The sequence below is a fragment of the Nocardiopsis sp. NPDC057823 genome, assembly GCF_042797335.1.
GTDB classification, from domain to species: domain Bacteria; phylum Actinomycetota; class Actinomycetes; order Streptosporangiales; family Streptosporangiaceae; genus Nocardiopsis; species Nocardiopsis changdeensis.
In genome coordinates this window covers 130760-147498 of sequence record NZ_JBHVLR010000014.1, presented here as the reverse complement: position 1 = coordinate 147498, position 16739 = coordinate 130760, and the positions used below count along the sequence as shown (strand labels likewise).

The following is a 16739-nucleotide window of genomic DNA, read 5'->3' as shown; positions in this document are numbered from 1 at the left end:
GGGGCCCGCGGCGCGGTGAGCCCCCACGCGCGGGCGGTTCCGGTGCGGCCGGTGCTCCGCGCGCCGGCGCGCGTGTGACGTGGGTCATGTCCGGCGGGGCCGCTGCGGGTCGATTCCGCGGAGCCCTCCCGTGCCCCGCGGGGGCGCGTTCGCGGCGGTGTCCGGGCCTGGCTAGCCTGTTCGCGGCACGACGACAGGGAATGGGACGATCGGATGACCACAGGTTCAAGGGCGGGCGTACGCCCCGGCCCGGACGGGACGGCCGCGTGAGCGCAACCGCCGACGCCCCCGCCGACGTGCGCACCCCCGACGGCGTCCCCGCCGACGTCCGCGCCCTGGGCCGGCGCACCCTGCGCCGCAACCGCCGCGACGCCGCCTGCGCCACCGCCCTGCACTCCCTGCACCAGCTCGCCGAGGCCCTGGTCCCCGTGGCCATCGGCGTCACCATCGACCGGGCCGTCTTCACCGGCGACGTCGGCGCCCTGGCCCTGTGCGTCCTGGGCATGGCCGCCCTGTTCACGGTGCTGGCCCTCGCCTACCGCATCGGCGCCCGGTTCTCCATGCGGGCCGCCGAGAACGAGGCCCACCTGCTGCGGGTGGAGGCCGCCCGCCGGGCCCTGGACCCGCGCGGGGAGCGCAGCGGACTGCGCGCCGGGGAGCTGCTGTCCGTGGCCACATCCGACGCCGAGCAGGCCTCCCAGTACGTGCGCGCCTGGATCGGGCTCATCGCCATGGGCAGCGCGATCACCGTCACCACCGTAGCCCTGCTGGCCATCGACGTCCCCCTGGGGATCGGCGTCCTGGTCGGGGTGCCGCTGATGATGCTGCTGCTGCGCTTCCCCGCCGCCCGCATCACCCGGCGCAGCGAGGCCAAGCAGGCCACCGCCGCCGGGGCCACCGCCCTGGCCACCGACCTGGTCGGCGGCCTGCGCGTGCTCATGGGCATGGGCGCCCGCCGCGCCGCCGCCGACCGCTACCGCCGGGCCAGCGGCGTCGCCCTCACCGCCTCGGTGTCGGCCGCGGCCAGCAACGGCGTGTACCGCGGCATGGTGTCGGCCGCGGGCGTGCTGTTCCTGGCGTGCGTGGCCGCGGTCGCCGGCTGGATGGCGCTGGAGGGGCGGCTGACCATCGGTGAGCTCATCACCGTGGTGGGCCTGGCCCAGTTCCTGGCCGAACCCGTCCAGGGCCTGGGCATGGTCGGCCAGCTCTTCGCCACCTCCCGCGCCTCGGCCCGCCGCCTGGTCCGGCTGCTGACCGCTCCCGCCGCCGTCACCCCCGGCGAGCGGCCGGTCCCGGCCGATCCCGTGGTGGAACTGGACGGGGTCGCCTACCGCACCCTGCGCGGAGTCGACCTGCGGCTGGCCCCGGGCGAGACCGTGGGTGTGCTGGCCACCGACCCGCGCGACGCCGAGGCGCTGCTGGAGCTGCTGTCGGGCCGGGCCGTCCCCGAGGACGTCGAGGAGGGCCGGGCCGCGGTGGGCGGGGTGCCCGTGCACGAGCTCGACCTGGCCGCGCTGCGCGCCGCCGTCCTGGTGGAGGAGCACGGGGCGACCCTGTTCGAGGGCACGCTGCGCACCAACCTGGCCACCGGCGGCGACCGCGACGAGGCGCACCTGCGCGAGGCGCTGCGCGCCGCCGGGGCCGAGGACCTGGTCACCGGGCACGCCCAGGGCCTGGACCGGCCCATCGCCGACCGGGCCGCGAACCTGTCCGGCGGGCAGCGCCAGCGCGCCGCCCTGGCTCGCGCCCTGGCCGCGGACCCGCCGGTGCTGGTCCTGCACGACCCCACCACCGCCGTGGACGCGGTCACCGAGGAGGCGATCGCCCGCGGACTGACCCGGGCCCGCGCCGACCGCGCCCCGGCGGGGGCCACCCTCGTGGTGGCCGCCAGCCCGGCGCTGCTCTCCCGCACCGACCGGGTGGTCGTCCTGGAGGAGGGGCGCGTCCGGACCGTGGGCACCCACGCCGAGCTGGTCGGCCGGGACCCCGCCTACGCCGAGGCGGTCCTGCGGTGACGCCCCCTCCCTCCCGCACGGCCGGGGGCTCCCCCCGCCGTGCGGCGACGTGCCGCCGCGGTCCGGCGGCACGGCCCGGCCGCGGCGTGACCCGGCGAGCGGCCGCACCACCCCGCGGTCCCGCCCTCCCGGGCACGGCGGCGGACGGCGGACCCGCCCGGGGCGGGGCACCGGGCACAGAGGCAGGTTCCCCGGGCGCGGGCGCGCCGGGCACGGAAAGGACGGTGACCGCGTGAGCGCGATCGACGAACGCGCGGACCTGCTGCCCACCGCGTCGGCCCGGCGCACCTGGGCGGTGCTCGGCGACGGGGTGCGGCGCAGCGGCTGGGGCACGCCCCTGTCCCTGGTCGTGGTGCTGGCGGGCAGCGCGGTCGGCCTGGTCGCCCCCTGGACGCTGGGCACCATGGTCGACGACATCTCCGGCGGCGCCGGACTGGACGCGGTGCTGCGCGCGGCCGGGATCATCGCCGCGGCGGCACTGCTCGGGGGCCTGCTCACCGGGGCGGGCGCCTGGCTGGTGACACGGGCCGGGGAGCGGATCCTGGCGCGGCTGCGCGAGCGGGTCATGGACCGGGTCCTGCACATGCCCGCCGCGCAGGTGGAGCGGGTGCGCATCGGCGACCTGCTGTCCCGGGTGGGCGACGACGTCGCCGTGGTCACCACCGGCATCGCCCGCAACGGCCCCGACGTGGTGATCGCGCTGGCCATGGTGCTGTCGACGGCGGCCGGGATGACCGCCCTGGACTGGCGGCTGGGCCTGGCCGGGCTGTGCGCCCTGCCGGTCTACGTGTGGGCGGCCCGCTGGTACCTGCCGCTCTCGGGCCCCTACTACGCCCGCGAGCGGATCGCGATGGGCGAGCGGTCGCACGCCATGATGGGCGCGCTGCGCGGGCGGTCGGCGGTGCGCGCCTACCGGCGCGAGGAGGAGCACGAGGGGCGGGTCTCCGACCGGTCCCTGGCGGCCATGGACATCACGCTGTCGGTGTTCCGGCTGCTCACCCGGTTCGGGTCGCGGCTCAACGGCGCCGAGTGCGTGGGGCTGACGGCGGTGCTGGTCGCGGGGTTCTGGCTGGTGCGCGGCGAACTCGTCACGGTGGGAGCGGTCACCGCCGCGGCGCTGTACTTCCACCGGCTGTTCGGCCCGATGATGTTCCTGGTCATGAACTTCAACGAGGTGCAGTCGGCCGGGGCGAGCCTGGCCCGGCTCGCCGGGGTGGTGGACCTGCCCGAGGCCCCCGAGCCGGAACGGCCGCGCGAGCCGCAGGACGCGTCGGTGCGGGTCAAGGAGGTCGCGCACCGGTACGGCCCCGACACCCCGCCCGCCCTGGACGGGGTGTCGCTGGAGATCGCCCCCGGGGAACGGGTGGCGCTGGTGGGCGCCAGCGGTGCGGGCAAGAGCACGCTGGCGGCGGTGATCACGGGCCTGCGCGTCCCCGACACGGGCGAGGTGTACCTGGGCGGGGTGCCGCTGGCCGACCTGGGCGAGCGCCTGCTGCGCGGGCACGTGTACCTGGTCAGCCAGGAGACCCACGTGTTCGCCGGGACCCTGCTGGAGGACCTGCGGCTGGCCCGCCCCGGGGCGGGCGCCGCCGAGGCGGAGGCCGCGCTGGAGCGGGTGGACGCGCTCGGCTGGGTGCGGGCGCTGCCCGAGGGGCTGGACACCGTGGTCGGCGAGGGCGGCCACCCGCTCACCGCCGAACAGGCCCAGCACCTGGCGCTGGCCCGGATGGTGCTGGCCGACCCGCCGGTCGCGGTGCTGGACGAGGCCACCGCGGAGGCGGGCAGCGCGGGTGCGCGCCGCCTGGAGCGGGCCTCGCTGGCGGCCACCGAGGGCCGCACCACCCTGGTGGTGGCGCACCGGCTGACCCAGGCGCAGGCCGCCGACCGGGTGGTGGTGATGGACCGCGGCCGCGTCGTCGAGCAGGGCCCGCACGCCGACCTGGTGGCGGCCGGCGGCCGCTACGCCGACCTGTGGCGCAGCTGGCAGGGCACCGCCTGAGCCCCGGCCCGGCGGGCACCGCGCCGGCCGGCCGTGCGGGGCGCGGGTTACGGCGGAGTCCGGGCCGGGCGGCGGGCGGACGGTGCGGTCCGCGGCGGCGGACCGTCCGCGACAGGCGTCGACGTGACGGACATCGACGCGAAGGACGTTGAAGGGTGGGTGTGAGATGACCGTTCCCGACACGGGGACGCCCTGGCTGCGCCGTTTCCACGCCAGGCCCGGGGCCCGGCTGACGGTGGTGCTCTTCCCGCACGCGGGCGGGACGGCCAACTTCTACCGGGAGTGGGCGGCCGGCCTGCCGGAGGAGTTCGCGTCGGCCGTCGTGCAGTACCCCGGCCGGGAGACCCGGTTCGGCGAGCCCCTGCCCGCGCGGCTGGAGGACCTGGCGGCGGGGGCCGCGGCGGCCCTGGAGGGCCACCTGACCGGCCCCTACGCGCTGTTCGGCCACAGCATGGGCTCGCTGGTCGCCTACGAGGCGGCCCGCCGCCTGGCGGGCGGTCCGCTGGGCCCGCCGGTGCGCCTGTTCGCGTCGGCGCGGCGCGCCCCCGGACGTGAGGAGCCCGCCTCCGGCGTCCACCTGCTGGACGACGACGGCCTGGTCGCCGTCCTCGAGAAGCTCGGCGGCACGCCCCCCGGCCTGCTGGACGACCCCGACCTGCGGTCCCTGGTACTGCCCCCGGTGCGCGGCGACTACCGGCTCGTCGACGCCTACCGGCCCGCCGCCCCCGAACCCCTGGACGTGCCGGTCACGGCGCTGGCCGGGGCCGACGACCCCTCCGTCTCACCCGCCGAGGTGGACCGCTGGGGCGATCTCACCACGCGCGGGCACGTCCTGGAGGTGCTGCCCGGCGGCCACTTCTTCCCCGTCCGGCACCGGGCCGAGGTGCTGCGCGTCCTCGTCCGCGACCTCGCCGGCGCGGTCTGACCGGGGCCGCCGACGGGAAGGCCGGACGGCCCTCCCGCCGCGGCCGCGCCCCCGGTCACGGGCGGGGAGCCGTCACAGGCGCGGGTCCACCGGGTCCGCCGCGGGCCCCTCGATCCGGTACCGGTCCAGCGCGGTCACGACGTAGGCGCCCTCCCCGTCGGAGCGGTCGGTCCAGGAGGTGGTGCCGGTGACCCCGAGCAGGGCGTCGGCGGTCAACGCCTCGCACACGTCCTCGATGTCCCCGGAGGCCACCGCCTCGGCCTGGTCGGCGCCGACGCGGTAGACCGCGTAGGAGCGGGCCCCGTCCAGCTCCCTCCAGGACAGCTCGGTGCCGTCTTCGCCGGTCTCGGCGCTCAGGCCGCGGACCTCCCCCACCTCGGGGTCGGTGTCGGGCGCCACGTCCGCCAGGGGCGGCAGCGCCGGGTCGGAGTAGTACTCCTCGCGCAGGTGGCCGAACGCCTCCGCGGCCTCCTCGGTGAGCGACGTGAAGGAGAAGTACACGTCGCCGCCCACCTGCTCGACACCGTCGGAGTAGTCGAGCTGGTCGGACAGGGCGCTCTCGCCGCGCCAGCCGGGCTCGCCCGCCCGGTAGGCGGCCTGGCCGATGTACAGGTCCACGCCGGTGCCCTCCACCTGGTCGGCCCACCAGTCGGTGAGGACCTCGTAGTCGGCCGCGGCGAACCCGCGCTCCCAGTACAGCTGCGGGACCACGTAGTCGATGGTGCCGTCCTGGATCCAGGTGCGGGTGTCGGCGTGCTGGGCGGCGTAGGACTCCAGGCCGTCGGTGTCCGACCCGGCGGGGTCGCTGCCCGCGTTGCGCCAGATCCCGAACGGGGAGATGCCGAACCGGACCCAGGGCTTCTCCTCCTCGATGCGCTCGTGGATCCCGGCGACGAACCGGTTGACGTTGTCGCGGCGCCAGTCGTCGCGGTCGTCGAAGTCCCCGCCGTGCGCCTCCCAGGAGGCGTCGTCGTCGAACTCCTCGCCGTCCTTGGGGTAGGGGTAGAAGAAGTCGTCGAAATGGACGCCGTCGATGTCGTAGCGGTCCACGACGTCCATGATCACGTCGGTGACCCAGGCCCGTACCTCGGGGTTGCCGGGGTCGAGGAACCCCTCGCCGCCGTAGCGGACCATCCAGTCGGGGTGCTCCTTGACGGGGTGGTCGTCGGCGAGGGTCTCCAGGTCGGAGGAGATGCCGACGCGGTAGGGGTTGAACCAGGCGTGCAGTTCCAGGCCGCGTTCGTGGGCCCCGGCGACGGCGTACTCCAGCGGGTCGTAGCCGGGGTCGCCGCCCTGCTCGCCGGTGAGGTAGCGCGACCAGGGCTCCAGGTCGGACTCGTAGACGGCGTCGGTGGTGGGGCGCACGTGCAGGAACACGGTGTTCAGGCCCAGCTCGGCGGCCTCGTCCAGGCGCGTGTCCAGCTCCGCCTGCTGCTCCTCGGCGGACAGGCCGGGCTCGGAGGGCCAGTCGATGTTGCCGACGGTGGTCAGCCAGGCGCCGCGCATCTCGCGCTTGTCGTCCGCGGCCCGGCACAGGGAGGCGCCGGGGCCGGGCGCGGGGGCGTCGGCGGCGCCCGCGACCGCGTAGCCGGCGGCGATCACCGCCGCGGCGGCGCCGAAGGCCGCCCACTTCCGGTAGGGGCGGGGAGCGGTGCGGGTGCTGTGTCGGCCGGATGCCACGTGACCTCCTCGGGGCCTGGCTGGGGGCGCCGTGCGGCGCACCAGGCATCAGAGTAGGTCATTACATAACATTTCAGACACACAGGAGCCTCGAAGAGAATAATTTTACCTTCGCCGGGTAAACCAGTGTGGCTCTGTGTGTCCGGTCAGTCGGTCACCGCCTGGCCGTACTTCCAGTAGCCGATGAAGGTGATGTCGTCCTTGGCCACGCCCCGCTCGCGCACCAGGTGGCGGCGCAGCTCGGTGGGCAGCGCGTTCTCCCCGGCGACGAAGCAGTACAGGCGCTCCTGCGGCAGCTCGGCGGCGCGCACCGCCTCCAGTGCCAGGCGGCCGGGCACCGCGTGCGGGTCGGTGCGGGGCAGCCAGTGCACCTCGACCCCCGGCAGCGACCGCAGCGGGCGGACGTCGTCGGCCGAGGGCACCTCCAGGTACACGCGGGCCCTGAGGGTCTCGGGCGCCTGCTCCAGGATCGACACCAGCGCCGGGAGCGCGCTCTCGTCGCCCACCAGCAGCTGGAACCCGGCGCCGGGGGAGGGCAGGTAGTAGACGCCGTCGGTGAGCAGGCCGATCTCGTTGCCGGGCCGCGCCGCCCGCGCCCACGCCGAGGCCGGGCCACCCTCGCCGTGGTCGACGAACTCGATGTCCATCTCCCGGGCCGGGGCGTCGAACCGGCGCACCGAGTAGTTGCGCACGTAGGGCTGGCGCTCCTTGGGCATGTCGTACAGCTGCGACACCCAGCGGCGGTCGGTGGCGGTGGGCAGGTGCAGGCGGTCCTGGCCGGGGCGGGTCAGGAACAGGCGCACGAACTGGTCGCGGCCCAGGAACTCGAAGTCCGCGAGCTCCTCCCCGCCCAGGGTGATGTTGATGAAGTGCTTGGTGACCCGCTCGGTGCGCACGACGCGGGCGCGCATGATCGCGCGGTGGGCGGGGTTCTCGACACGCACGGGGCACTCTTCTCGGATCGGACGAACGAGCACGAACGTCCCTGAGGTTAGCCTTACCAACCCGCCCCCGTCGACCCGGGCCCGCCGACCGGCCCCTCTAGAATCGCTTCTTCCGACCTTGGAGGCCCCATGCCCCCCGACGGCGGCCGCCGGGAGGTCGTCGCCCGGGCGGGGGCACTCCTGAGGCTCCGACGAGAGAAGGGGCGATGACACGGGTCGGCGGGTGAGGCCGCACCTCATGCCGCGGGACGCGCGGACCGGCCGGGCCGGAGCGGGTCAGGCGGGGCCGAGGCGGCGGTCGAGGATGCCGGCGAGCACGGCGCAGCCGCGCCGCAGCTGGGGTGAGGACGCCGAGCCGTAGCCCAGGACCAGGCCGTGCACGGTCGGCTCGCCGTGGCTGGTGCGGCCGGTGTCGTCGACCACCACGCCGCGGGCGGCGGCCTCGGCGACCACCGGGGCCACCTCGCGGGCGGGCAGCGGCAGCATCGCGTGCAGCCCCGCGGTGTCCCCGGTCAGGCGCGGCCCCAGGTACTCGATGAGCAGGGCGCGGCGGCGCGCGTACTCGGCGCGCATCCGCCGCAGGTGCCGGTCCAGGTCGCCGCGCTCCAGCAGCAGCGCCGTGGCGGCCTGCACCGGGCCCGGGGTGCGGTCGGTCAGGTTGCGGCGCACCCGCGCCAGGTGCTCCACCAGGTCGGGTTCGGCGACGATCCACCCGATGCCCAGGTCCGGGGTGAGGGTCTTGGACAGGGTCCCCAGCAGCACCACCCGCCCCGGGTCCATCCCGTACAGGGCGGGCAGCGGGGCCACGTCGTAGCGGAACTCGGCGTCGTAGTCGTCCTCGATGACCACCGCCCCCGTCGCCCGCGCCCACGAGATCAGCAGCTCGCGGCGGGGCACCGGCAGCCTGCCGCCCAGCGGGTACTGGTGGGCCGGGGTGGTGTACACCAGGCCCAGGCCGTCGGGGAGCGCGTCCACGACCAGCCCGTCGCGGTCCACCGGGCACGGGACGACGCGCGCCCCGCGGGCGGCCAGCACGGCGCGGGCCTTCCCGTACCCCGGCTCCTCCACCCCCACCCGGTCGCCCGGGGCGATCAGCGCCGCCCCCGCCAGGTCCAGCCCGTTGCCGGTGCCGCGGGTGACCAGGACGTTCTCCGGGCCCACGGCGATCCCGCGGTACCGGCGCAGGTGCTCGGCGAGCAGGGAGCGCAGCTCCGGCAGGCCGCGCGGGTCCGGGTCGTCGTCCTGGGGCAGGTCGGCGGCGGCGCGCCAGGCCCGCCGCCAGGCCGCCCGGTCCACCGACCCCACCCAGGGCGCGCCCGGGCGCAGGTCGATCAGGCCGCGTTCGCGCAGCTCGGCGCGGGTGGGCCGGTCCTCCGTCGCGGTGCGGCCGCTGCGGGCGGCGGCGGTGCGCCAGGCCGGTTCGATGGGCGTGGGCTCGGCGGGTGCGGGCGCGGCGCCCGGGGCGACGAAGGTGCCCGACCCGTGCCGGCCCTCCAGCCACCCCTCGGCGTACAGCTGCTGGTAGGCGTCGGTGACGACGGTGCGGCTGACCCCCAGTTGGGCGGCGAGGGTCCGGCTGGAGGGCAGGCGCTCGCCCGGGGTGAGGGACCCGCCGGTCACGGCCGCGCGCAGGGCGGCGGCCAGCTGGAGGGTGAGCGGCGCGTCGTCGGAGCGGTCCAGGCGCAGGGCCGGTTCGGCGTGCTGTCGGGGCACGGGCGCGGGCTTCCTAGAGTTCGAGGTGGTACAGGCCGACCGGCGCGGGCGGCGGCAGCGGCGGCGCGGAGCCGGGGTCGGTGCGGAAGGACCGCAGCAGGTGGCCGACCATGCGGCGGGCGGCGGCCAGCGCCGCCTCGGCCGTGTCGGCGCGGATGCCGTCGACGGCCATGAGGACCAGGGTGAGGTCGGTGCGCTCGAAGTCGGCGCGCAGGGCCCCGGCCTGTTTGGCGCGCAGGATCAGCCGCGCGAACCCCTCCTCGGCCCGCGCGCGGCGCTCCTCCAGTTCGGGTGAGAGGGGGGAGGCGCTCAGGAACGCGGCGCCGAACCCCCGGTCGGCGACCTGCATGGCGGCGATGCGGTACAGCGAGGACGCGAACCCGCGCCAGGGGTCGGGGTCGGCCAGGGCGTGGTCGACGAGGTCGGCGCAGGCGGAGGCCTGGTCGGCGAAGGCCGCGGCGACCAGGTCGTCGCGCGTGGGGAAGCGCCGGTACAGGGTGGCGGTGCCCACCCCGGCGCGGCGGGCGATGGTGGCCATGGGCACGTCGATGCCGTGGGAGGCGAACGCCTCGCGGGCGGCGCGCAGGATGCGCTCGCGGTTGCGCAGGGCGTCGGCGCGCAGCGCGGGTCCGGCCGACGCCATCTGAGACGGATCTCCGGGCATGTGTCTCACATTACCGCTAAGTGGACGATGCCCTCCGTTTCCCTGGTTACCGTTCACGGGGCACGGGCCGGACGGCGGTCCGCACGCCCCACCGTGAACGGAGGAGACGGGTGGCACAGGAGATGCGCGCGGCGCTGTTCGACCGGTACGGGCCGCCGGAGGTGATCTACCAGGGGCGCCTGCCGGTGCCCGACCACGGCGACGACCGCGTCCTAGTGCGGGTGCTGGCCACCAGCGTCAACGGCGGCGAGCTCTCGGGGCGCTCGGGCGCACTGGGCCCGCTGGGCGGCCTGGTCATGGGCGGGCCTCCCCGGCGGCTGGGCCTGGACTTCGTCGGCGACGTGGTCGCGGTGGGCGCGAACGTGCGCGGCGTCGGGGTCGGCGAACGCGTCTGGGGCCTGCTGCGCGCCTTCGGCGCCGCGGCCGAGTACGCGGCGGTGGCGCCGGACCGGATCGCCGCCGTCCCCCGGGGCATGGACCCGCTCCAGGCGGTGGCGATCCCGGTGGCCACCACCACCGTCACCGCCCTGCGCGACAAGGCGCGGCTGCGCCCGGGGGAGCGGCTGCTGGTGCGCGGCGCCACCGGCGGCGTCGGCGTGAGCGGGGTGCAGCTGGGCAGGGCCTACGGCGCGCACGTCACCGCCCTGGCCCGGGCCGAGCACCTGGACCTGGCCCGGGAGCTGGGCGCCGACGAGGCCTTCGACTACCGCACCACCGCCCCGGCCGACCTGGGCCGCTTCGACGTCGTCCTGGACACGGTGGGCACCGACCTGCCCGCCTACCGGGCCCTGCTGGCCCCGGGCGGGCGGATGGTCGCGGTGTCCTTCGACCTGGACCGCCCGCTCCGGTCCCTGGGGTACATCCTGGGCTCGGCGGTGCACGGCCGCGGCCGGGTGCGGTTCTTCAGCGGGAACCCGCGCCGGGACCTGCTGGAGGAGGTGGCCCGCCTGGTCGAGGCCGGCGACCTGCGGCCGGTGGTGGACCGGGTGTTCCCGCTCTCGGACCTGGCCGGGGCGCACCGTGCGCTGGAGGCGGGCGGCGTGCGCGGCAAGGTGGTCGTCGACACGACCGCCTGAGCACCGAAGTGGTCGTGCGTTTCGGGGCGGAAGTGGCCCTGTTCGGAGGGCCACCCGGCTCCTAACGTGAAGGCATGCACTCGACCACCGAAACCGTTCCCGGCCGGGGCCCGCAGGCCCCGGCCGCCCCGGACCCCGCGTCCGCGCCCCTGTCCGCCACCGACCGGACCCGGCTGCGCCGGGGCAGGCACAAGCAGCGCGAGGACCGCGCCGAGCTGTACGCCCTGCTCGACGAGGGCCTGTTCTGCCACCTGGGCGTGGTCGTGGACGGCGCCCCCCGCGTGATGCCCACCGCCTACGGCCGCATCGGCGACACCCTCTACCTGCACGGGTCCACCGGGGCGCGGTCGATGAACGCCGACGGCGAGGTGTGCGTGACGGTCACCCTCGTGGACGCCCTGGTGCTGGCCCGGTCGGCGTTCCACCACTCGGTGAACCACCGGTCGGCGATGGTCTACGGCCGCCCGCGGGTGGTGACCGACCCGGACGAGCGCACGGCCGGGCTGCGGGCCCTGACCGAGCAGATCGCCCCGGGCCGCTGGGAGGAGATCCGCGAGCCCGACCGCAAGGAGATGGCGGCCACCCGGGTGCTGGCGCTGTCCCTGGCCGAGGCGTCGGTGAAGGTCCGCACCGGGCCGCCGGGGGACGAGGAGGAGGACATGGACCTGGACGTGTGGGCCGGGATCGTCCCCGTCCGGCAGGTGTACGGCGAGCCGGAGCCGGACCCGCTGCTCAAGCCGGGCATCGGGGTCCCGCGCCACCTGCGGGAGCACCGCTCGCCCGCCTGACCCCGGGCGGGGCGGGAACCTCCCGGAATCCGTGCGAGTGGAGGACACCAAGTGGCCTCCACCCCCGCGAGAGTGGGGTCACCGAAGCGGAACGCGCGAGACGAGGGAGCGACATGACCGTTCTGGTGACCGGTGCGACGGGGACCGTGGGGCGCCACCTGGTGCGGTGGCTGGCCGACCGGGGGCACCCCGTCCGGGCGCTCACCCGCCGCCCCGACCGGACCGACCTCGGCCCCGGGGTGGAGGTGGCGGGCGGCGACCTCACCGACCCCGCCACGCTGAAGGACGCCTTCGCCGGGGTGGACGGCGTCCACCTCATCACCTTCGGCGGCGACGACGGGGCCGAGCTGGCCGAGGCCGTCGGCATCGTCGAGCTGGCCGTCGCCTCCGGGGTGCGGCGCGCCACCGTCCTGGGCGCCTTCGGCGGCAGCCCGATGGAGGACGCCGTGCGCACCGACCGCCTGGAGTGGACGGTGCTGGCCCCGATGGAGTTCATGTCCGGCGCCCTGGAGTGGGCCCCCGACGTGCGGGAGGCGGGCGCGGTGCGGACCCTGGCAGCCTGGCCCAGCGCCGTGGTCCACGAGGCCGACATCGCCGCCGTCGCGGGCGCGGCCCTGACCGAGGGCGGCCAGGGCGGCCGCGACCTGGTCCTGACCGGCCCGCAGGCGCTCACCCCCGCCGAGCGGGCGCGCGACCTGGGGGAGGCGCTGGGCACGGAGGTCGGCTGGGTGCACCTGACCGAGGACCAGGAGCGCGAGCGCCTGCGCTCCCAGGGCTTCCCCGAGGATTACGTCGAGTTCGGCGTCGCCCTGGCCCTGGGCCCGCCCGAGGCGGCGGCCCGGGTGCTGCCCACGGTGCGGGAGGTCACCGGGCGCCCCGCGCTCACCTTCGCGCAGTGGGCGCGCGAGAACGCCGACGCCTTCCGGGCCTGAGCCGGTGCCGGGCGGCCTCAGGGCCGCCCGGCCTCACACCGGGACGGCCTCGACCAGCGTGTTCCCCGAGGGTGCGGGCAGCGTGCGCACCGACTCCAGCGCGAACCCGGTCCGGGCGCACAGGGCCTCGAAGTCGGCCCGGGTGCGCTCCCGGCCGCCGGTGTTGACCAGCATGTTCAGGTCGCTCAGGAACGGCACCGGCGGACCGGCCGCGCCGGGGCCGTCCGGCAGCATCGGCTCCACCAGCAGCAGCCGGCCGCCGTCGGAGACCGCTTCCCGGCAGCGGGACAGGATCGTCGCCGCGCGCTCGTCGTCCCAGTCGTGGACGATGCTCTTGAGCAGCATCACGTCCCCGGCCGGCAGGGAGCGGAAGAAGTCCCCGGCCACCACCGAGCACCGGTCGGCGACCCCGGCCTTCTCCAGGACCGCCGGGGCGCGGGCGGCGCCGCCGGGCGCGTCGAACAGCACGCCGGCCAGGTGCGGGTGGCGGGCCAGCACCGCCGAGATCAGCGTGCCGTCGCCGCCGCCCACGTCCACCACCGTGGAGAAGGGCGCGAAGTCGTAGGCGTCGGGCAGCACCCGGGCGGTGCCGCGGGTGCCGTCGGCCATGGCCGCGTGGAACATCTCCGCCCGGTCGGGGTGCCCGTCCAGGTGCTCGAAGAACGACGTGCCGTGCACGCGCTCGAACGCCACCGAGCCGTCGCGCACGCTCTGCGGCAGCTCCCGCCAGGAGTCCAGCAGCAGCGCGTCGGTGTAGAACCGGGCGATGGCCGCCCGGGAGTCGGGGTGGTCGGTGCGCAGCAGGTGCCCGGCCGGGGTGAGGGCGTACCGGCCCGGGCCGGTCTCGGCCACCAGATCCACGGCCTCCAGCGCCCGCAGCAGGCGTTCGAGGGTGTCGGCGCGCGCGTCCAGGGCGCGGGCCAGCTCGGCCGCGGTCGCCTCCCCCTCGCCCAGGGCGTCGGGCAGGCCCAGGCGGACGGCGCCGCCCACGAGGTGGGCGACCATGCCGCCGAACAGCATCCCGCCCAGGGTGCGGTGGGCGCGGGCTTCCTCGCTCGTGTCACCCAACGGGTTCACTCCTCGCTTCCGGTGTGGTGGGGGAGCACCGCGACCGGGACGGTGGCGGTGTGCAGGACGCCCTGGCTGACCGAGCCCAGGAACATGCCCTGGACGCTGCCGCGACCCCGGGAGCCGACCACGATGAGGTCGGCCTGCGCCCCGGCCTCCACCAGGGCCTCCACCGGGTTCTTGCGGGTGCGCACCACGGACACGTCCACGTGCTCGACGGCCTCGTCCATGACCTCGGCCAGGACCCCGGCGACGATCTCCTCCGACTGCCGGTCCAGGAAGTCCTCGGGCGGGGTCCACCCCGAGGCGATCAGCGCCTGGGACGCGAACGGGGTGGGCGCCTCCCAGCTGTTGACCACGGTCACCTCGGAGTCCGCGATCCGGGCCGCCTCGTGCAGGGCGAAGTCCAGAGCGTGCTGGGAGTCCAGGGACCCGTCGACGCCGACCACGATGCGCCGGGGCTCCAGGGGCACCGGGCGGCCCTCGGCGGGCCGGGGCACCACCACGACCGGGCAGGCGGCGCGGGCGGCCAGGCGGACGCCCGCCGATCCGGCCAGGGCCGCGCGGACCGGGCCGAAGCCGCGCGAGCCCACCACGACCAGGTCGCCGGGGCCGGACCGGTGCAGCAGCGCCGCCGGGGGCTCCTCCAGGGCGAGGTCGGTGAGGACCTCCACCCCGGGGCGCAGCCCGCGGGCGTGGTCCGCCTCCTTCTCCAGGATGCGCCGGCCCTGCTCGGAGATCTCCTCGCTGGGAGGGAACCGGGTGCGCCCGGCGTAGACGCTCACCACGACCGGCATGGACAGGGCGTGCACCACCTTCAGCGGCCACCCTCTCCGCTCGGCCTCGGCGCAGGCCCACTCCAGGCCCGCCCGCGCCTCCGCGGAGCCGTCCACGCCCGTCACCACCGCCGGTGCGCGTCCCTGGTCGTCGGTCATCGCTGCCGCCTCCTTCGCCCCGGGCGCCCCGTTCCGCGCCCTGAGAGGAGTGTGCCCCACGGGCGGTACGGGAACCGGGACCGCGGCTGGTGTGGCGGAGAACTCGGGCGCCCTGGGGCGGGGCGCGGGTCAGCCGTGCGCGCGGTCCCCCGCCCCGGAGGTCCGGACCGCGTGCTCCTCGGCCCAGGCGACCAGCGGGACGAGCCGGGCGGTGACCTCGTGCCCGGCCTCGGTGAGGCTGTACTCCACGTGCGGCGGCACCACCGGGCGGGCGTCGCGCAGCACCAGGCCCTCGGCCTCGAAGGAGCGCAGGGTGCGGGCGAGCATCTTCTCGCTGACGCCGCCGATGCGGCGCAGCAGCTCGCTCCAGCGCAGCGGCCCCTCGCGCAGCGCCACCAGGACCAGGACGCCCCACTTGGAGGTGACCTCGCCCAGCAGGCGGCGGGACGGGCAGTCGGCGCTGAACACCTCGCCCTTGGGAAGACCTCCGGTCATGCTCACCCCGCCAACCTACCCGCAGGCGGCCCCGGGCGCGCGGGACGGACGGCGCGGGCAGACAACGGGGCCGGCGGCCGGGGCGCGCGCGAGCCCCGCGGACCCCGTGGGGCGGCTAGTGTCCGGTAGACGGGACGGGAACCGTCCCGGGCCCGGCAGGGCCAGCGAAGAGAAGGAAGCCCCGGCTTGCAGACGAACACCCCGGCCCCCCGGGACCCGAGCACCGATCAGCGGACCATGCCCCCGTGGCTGCCCCGCGCGGTCCTGATGGTCATGTGGACCGTCACGGCCTTCGGCGTGGCCCTGTGGCTGTTCCTGGAGCTGCAGGGGCTCATCGTCCTGCTGCTGATCTCCCTGTTCCTGGCGCTGGCGCTGGAACCGGCCGTCAACTGGCTGCACCGGCGCCACTGGCCCCGCGGCCCGGCCACCGGCGCGGTCATGCTGCTGGTGGTGCTGGCGACCGGGGTGTTCCTGAGCATGCTCGGCTCCATGCTGATCGGACAGGTCCTGTCCCTGGCGGCCGAGACGCCCCGGATGCTGCGCGCGACGCTGGTGTGGGCCAACGCCACCTTCGGCACCGACTACTCGCCGACCAACCTCATGGAGTCGGTGACCAGCGCCAGCGGGGTGGTCCAGCAGTACGCCTCCCGGATCGCCGACAACGCGCTGGGCGCGGGGTCGACCCTGCTGGGGCTGCTCTTCAACGGGCTGGCGGTCGCGCTGTTCACGTTCTACCTGTGCGCCGACGGCCCGCGCTTCCGCCGGGTGATCTGCTCGGTGCTGCCGCCGCGCACCCAGCGCGAGGTGCTGCGGGCCTGGGAGATCGCGATCGAGAAGACCGGCGGGTACCTGTACTCGCGGGCGCTGATGGCCCTGGTCTCGGCCATCGCGCACTACCTGGTCCTGGCGGCCCTGGACGTGCCGTTCGCGTTCGCGCTGGCGCTGTGGGTCGGGGTGCTGTCGCAGTTCATCCCCACGGTCGGCACCTACATCGGCGGGCTCGTCCCGGTGCTGGTGGCGCTGCCGCAGGGGCCCTGGACGGCGGTGTGGGTGCTGGTGTTCGTGGTCGTCTACCAGCAGTTCGAGAACTACGTGCTCCAGCCGCGCATCACCGCCAGGACGCTGGACATGCACCCCGCGGTGGCCTTCGGGTCGGTCCTGGCGGGCGTGGCGATCATGGGGGCGCCGGGCGCGCTGCTCGCCCTGCCGATGGGTGCCAGCCTCCAGGCGTTCCTGGGGTCCTACATCCGGCGCTACGAGGTGGAGGAGCACCCGCTGCTGAGCGCTTCGGAGGAGCCGGCGGAGACGGCGGACGGTGAGCGGGACGGAGCGCCGCCGGGCGGGGCGGAGGGGCCGGCGGAGGGCCCCGGCGGGGACGGCGGCGCTTCCGGGGCGACGGACGCCGCCTCGGGCCCGACACCCCACTGACGTCCTGACCTCCTGACTAACCTTGAGGTGGGTACCTGATAAAAAGGTGGGTACCGGAACCTTGGAATGTGCCTCCC

14 protein-coding genes are annotated in these 16739 nt (G+C 76.2%); 7 read left to right on the top strand and 7 right to left on the bottom strand.

What is annotated here, in order from left to right:
* Positions 1 to 266: 266 nt before the first annotated feature.
* From ACFVNO_RS21895 to ACFVNO_RS21885, 3 genes are all read left to right on the top strand, one after another.
* Positions 267 to 2015 (top strand): ABC transporter ATP-binding protein, encoded by a 1749-nt coding sequence (locus ACFVNO_RS21895; RefSeq protein WP_378895340.1) that lies wholly within the window; start codon positions 267 to 269, stop codon positions 2013 to 2015.
* 232 nt (positions 2016 to 2247) lie between these two features.
* Positions 2248 to 4014, top strand: coding sequence for an ABC transporter ATP-binding protein (locus tag ACFVNO_RS21890; RefSeq protein ID WP_378895337.1), 1767 nt, complete (start codon positions 2248 to 2250; stop codon positions 4012 to 4014).
* Between the two features lie 166 nt (positions 4015 to 4180).
* Complete coding sequence (locus ACFVNO_RS21885) at positions 4181 to 4939, top strand: thioesterase II family protein (protein WP_378895334.1); 759 nt, start codon at positions 4181 to 4183, stop codon at positions 4937 to 4939.
* Positions 4940 to 5011: 72 nt separating this feature from the next.
* Here ACFVNO_RS21885 and ACFVNO_RS21880 read toward each other — a convergent pair whose 3' ends face one another.
* From ACFVNO_RS21880 to ACFVNO_RS21865, 4 genes are all read right to left on the bottom strand, one after another.
* Positions 5012 to 6619 carry a glycoside hydrolase family 10 protein gene (locus tag ACFVNO_RS21880; protein ID WP_378895331.1) on the bottom strand — a complete coding sequence of 536 codons (1608 nt, stop codon included), beginning with the start codon at positions 6617 to 6619 and terminating at the stop codon, positions 5012 to 5014.
* Positions 6620 to 6765: 146 nt separating this feature from the next.
* On the bottom strand, positions 6766 to 7563 hold the full coding sequence (locus tag ACFVNO_RS21875) for a siderophore-interacting protein (protein ID WP_378895328.1): 798 nt from the start codon (positions 7561 to 7563) through the stop codon (positions 6766 to 6768).
* 276 nt (positions 7564 to 7839) lie between these two features.
* Complete coding sequence (locus ACFVNO_RS21870) at positions 7840 to 9276, bottom strand: PLP-dependent aminotransferase family protein (RefSeq protein ID WP_378895325.1); 1437 nt, start codon at positions 9274 to 9276, stop codon at positions 7840 to 7842.
* A 13-nt stretch (positions 9277 to 9289) separates the two neighbouring features.
* Positions 9290 to 9940 (bottom strand): helix-turn-helix domain-containing protein, encoded by a 651-nt coding sequence (locus ACFVNO_RS21865; RefSeq protein ID WP_355258820.1) that lies wholly within the window; start codon positions 9938 to 9940, stop codon positions 9290 to 9292.
* Between the two features lie 122 nt (positions 9941 to 10062).
* Between ACFVNO_RS21865 and ACFVNO_RS21860 the strand changes: the two genes are divergently transcribed.
* The 3 genes from ACFVNO_RS21860 (at position 10063) to ACFVNO_RS21850 (ending at position 12736) form a co-directional block, all read left to right on the top strand.
* Positions 10063 to 11016 carry an NAD(P)-dependent alcohol dehydrogenase gene (locus ACFVNO_RS21860; protein WP_355259579.1) on the top strand — a complete coding sequence of 318 codons (954 nt, stop codon included), beginning with the start codon at positions 10063 to 10065 and terminating at the stop codon, positions 11014 to 11016.
* Between the two features lie 74 nt (positions 11017 to 11090).
* Positions 11091 to 11804, top strand: coding sequence for a pyridoxamine 5'-phosphate oxidase family protein (locus ACFVNO_RS21855; protein ID WP_355258823.1), 714 nt, complete (start codon positions 11091 to 11093; stop codon positions 11802 to 11804).
* A 113-nt stretch (positions 11805 to 11917) separates the two neighbouring features.
* Positions 11918 to 12736: an NAD(P)H-binding protein gene (locus tag ACFVNO_RS21850; protein ID WP_378895320.1), complete on the top strand. Its 819-nt coding sequence runs from the start codon at positions 11918 to 11920 to the stop codon at positions 12734 to 12736.
* Positions 12737 to 12769: 33 nt separating this feature from the next.
* On the opposite strand, the gene ACFVNO_RS21845 is transcribed toward ACFVNO_RS21850, so the two are convergent.
* The 3 genes from ACFVNO_RS21845 to ACFVNO_RS21835 form a co-directional block, all read right to left on the bottom strand.
* A complete protein-coding gene (locus ACFVNO_RS21845; RefSeq protein WP_378895317.1) occupies positions 12770 to 13804 on the bottom strand; it encodes a methyltransferase in 1035 nt (344 codons plus the stop codon).
* Positions 13805 to 13809: 5 nt separating this feature from the next.
* The gene (locus ACFVNO_RS21840; protein ID WP_378895314.1) at positions 13810 to 14739 is read right to left on the bottom strand and encodes a universal stress protein; all 930 of its coding nucleotides are present in this window, start codon (positions 14737 to 14739) and stop codon (positions 13810 to 13812) included.
* 129 nt (positions 14740 to 14868) lie between these two features.
* Positions 14869 to 15234, bottom strand: a complete 366-nt coding sequence (locus tag ACFVNO_RS21835; RefSeq protein WP_220565855.1) for a helix-turn-helix domain-containing protein — start codon at positions 15232 to 15234, stop codon at positions 14869 to 14871.
* A gap of 237 nt (positions 15235 to 15471) precedes the next feature.
* Between ACFVNO_RS21835 and ACFVNO_RS21830 the strand changes: the two genes are divergently transcribed.
* Entirely contained in the window at positions 15472 to 16662 is a 1191-nt protein-coding gene (locus ACFVNO_RS21830; RefSeq protein WP_355258835.1) for an AI-2E family transporter, read from the top strand.
* The last annotated feature ends 77 nt before the right edge of the window (positions 16663 to 16739 follow it).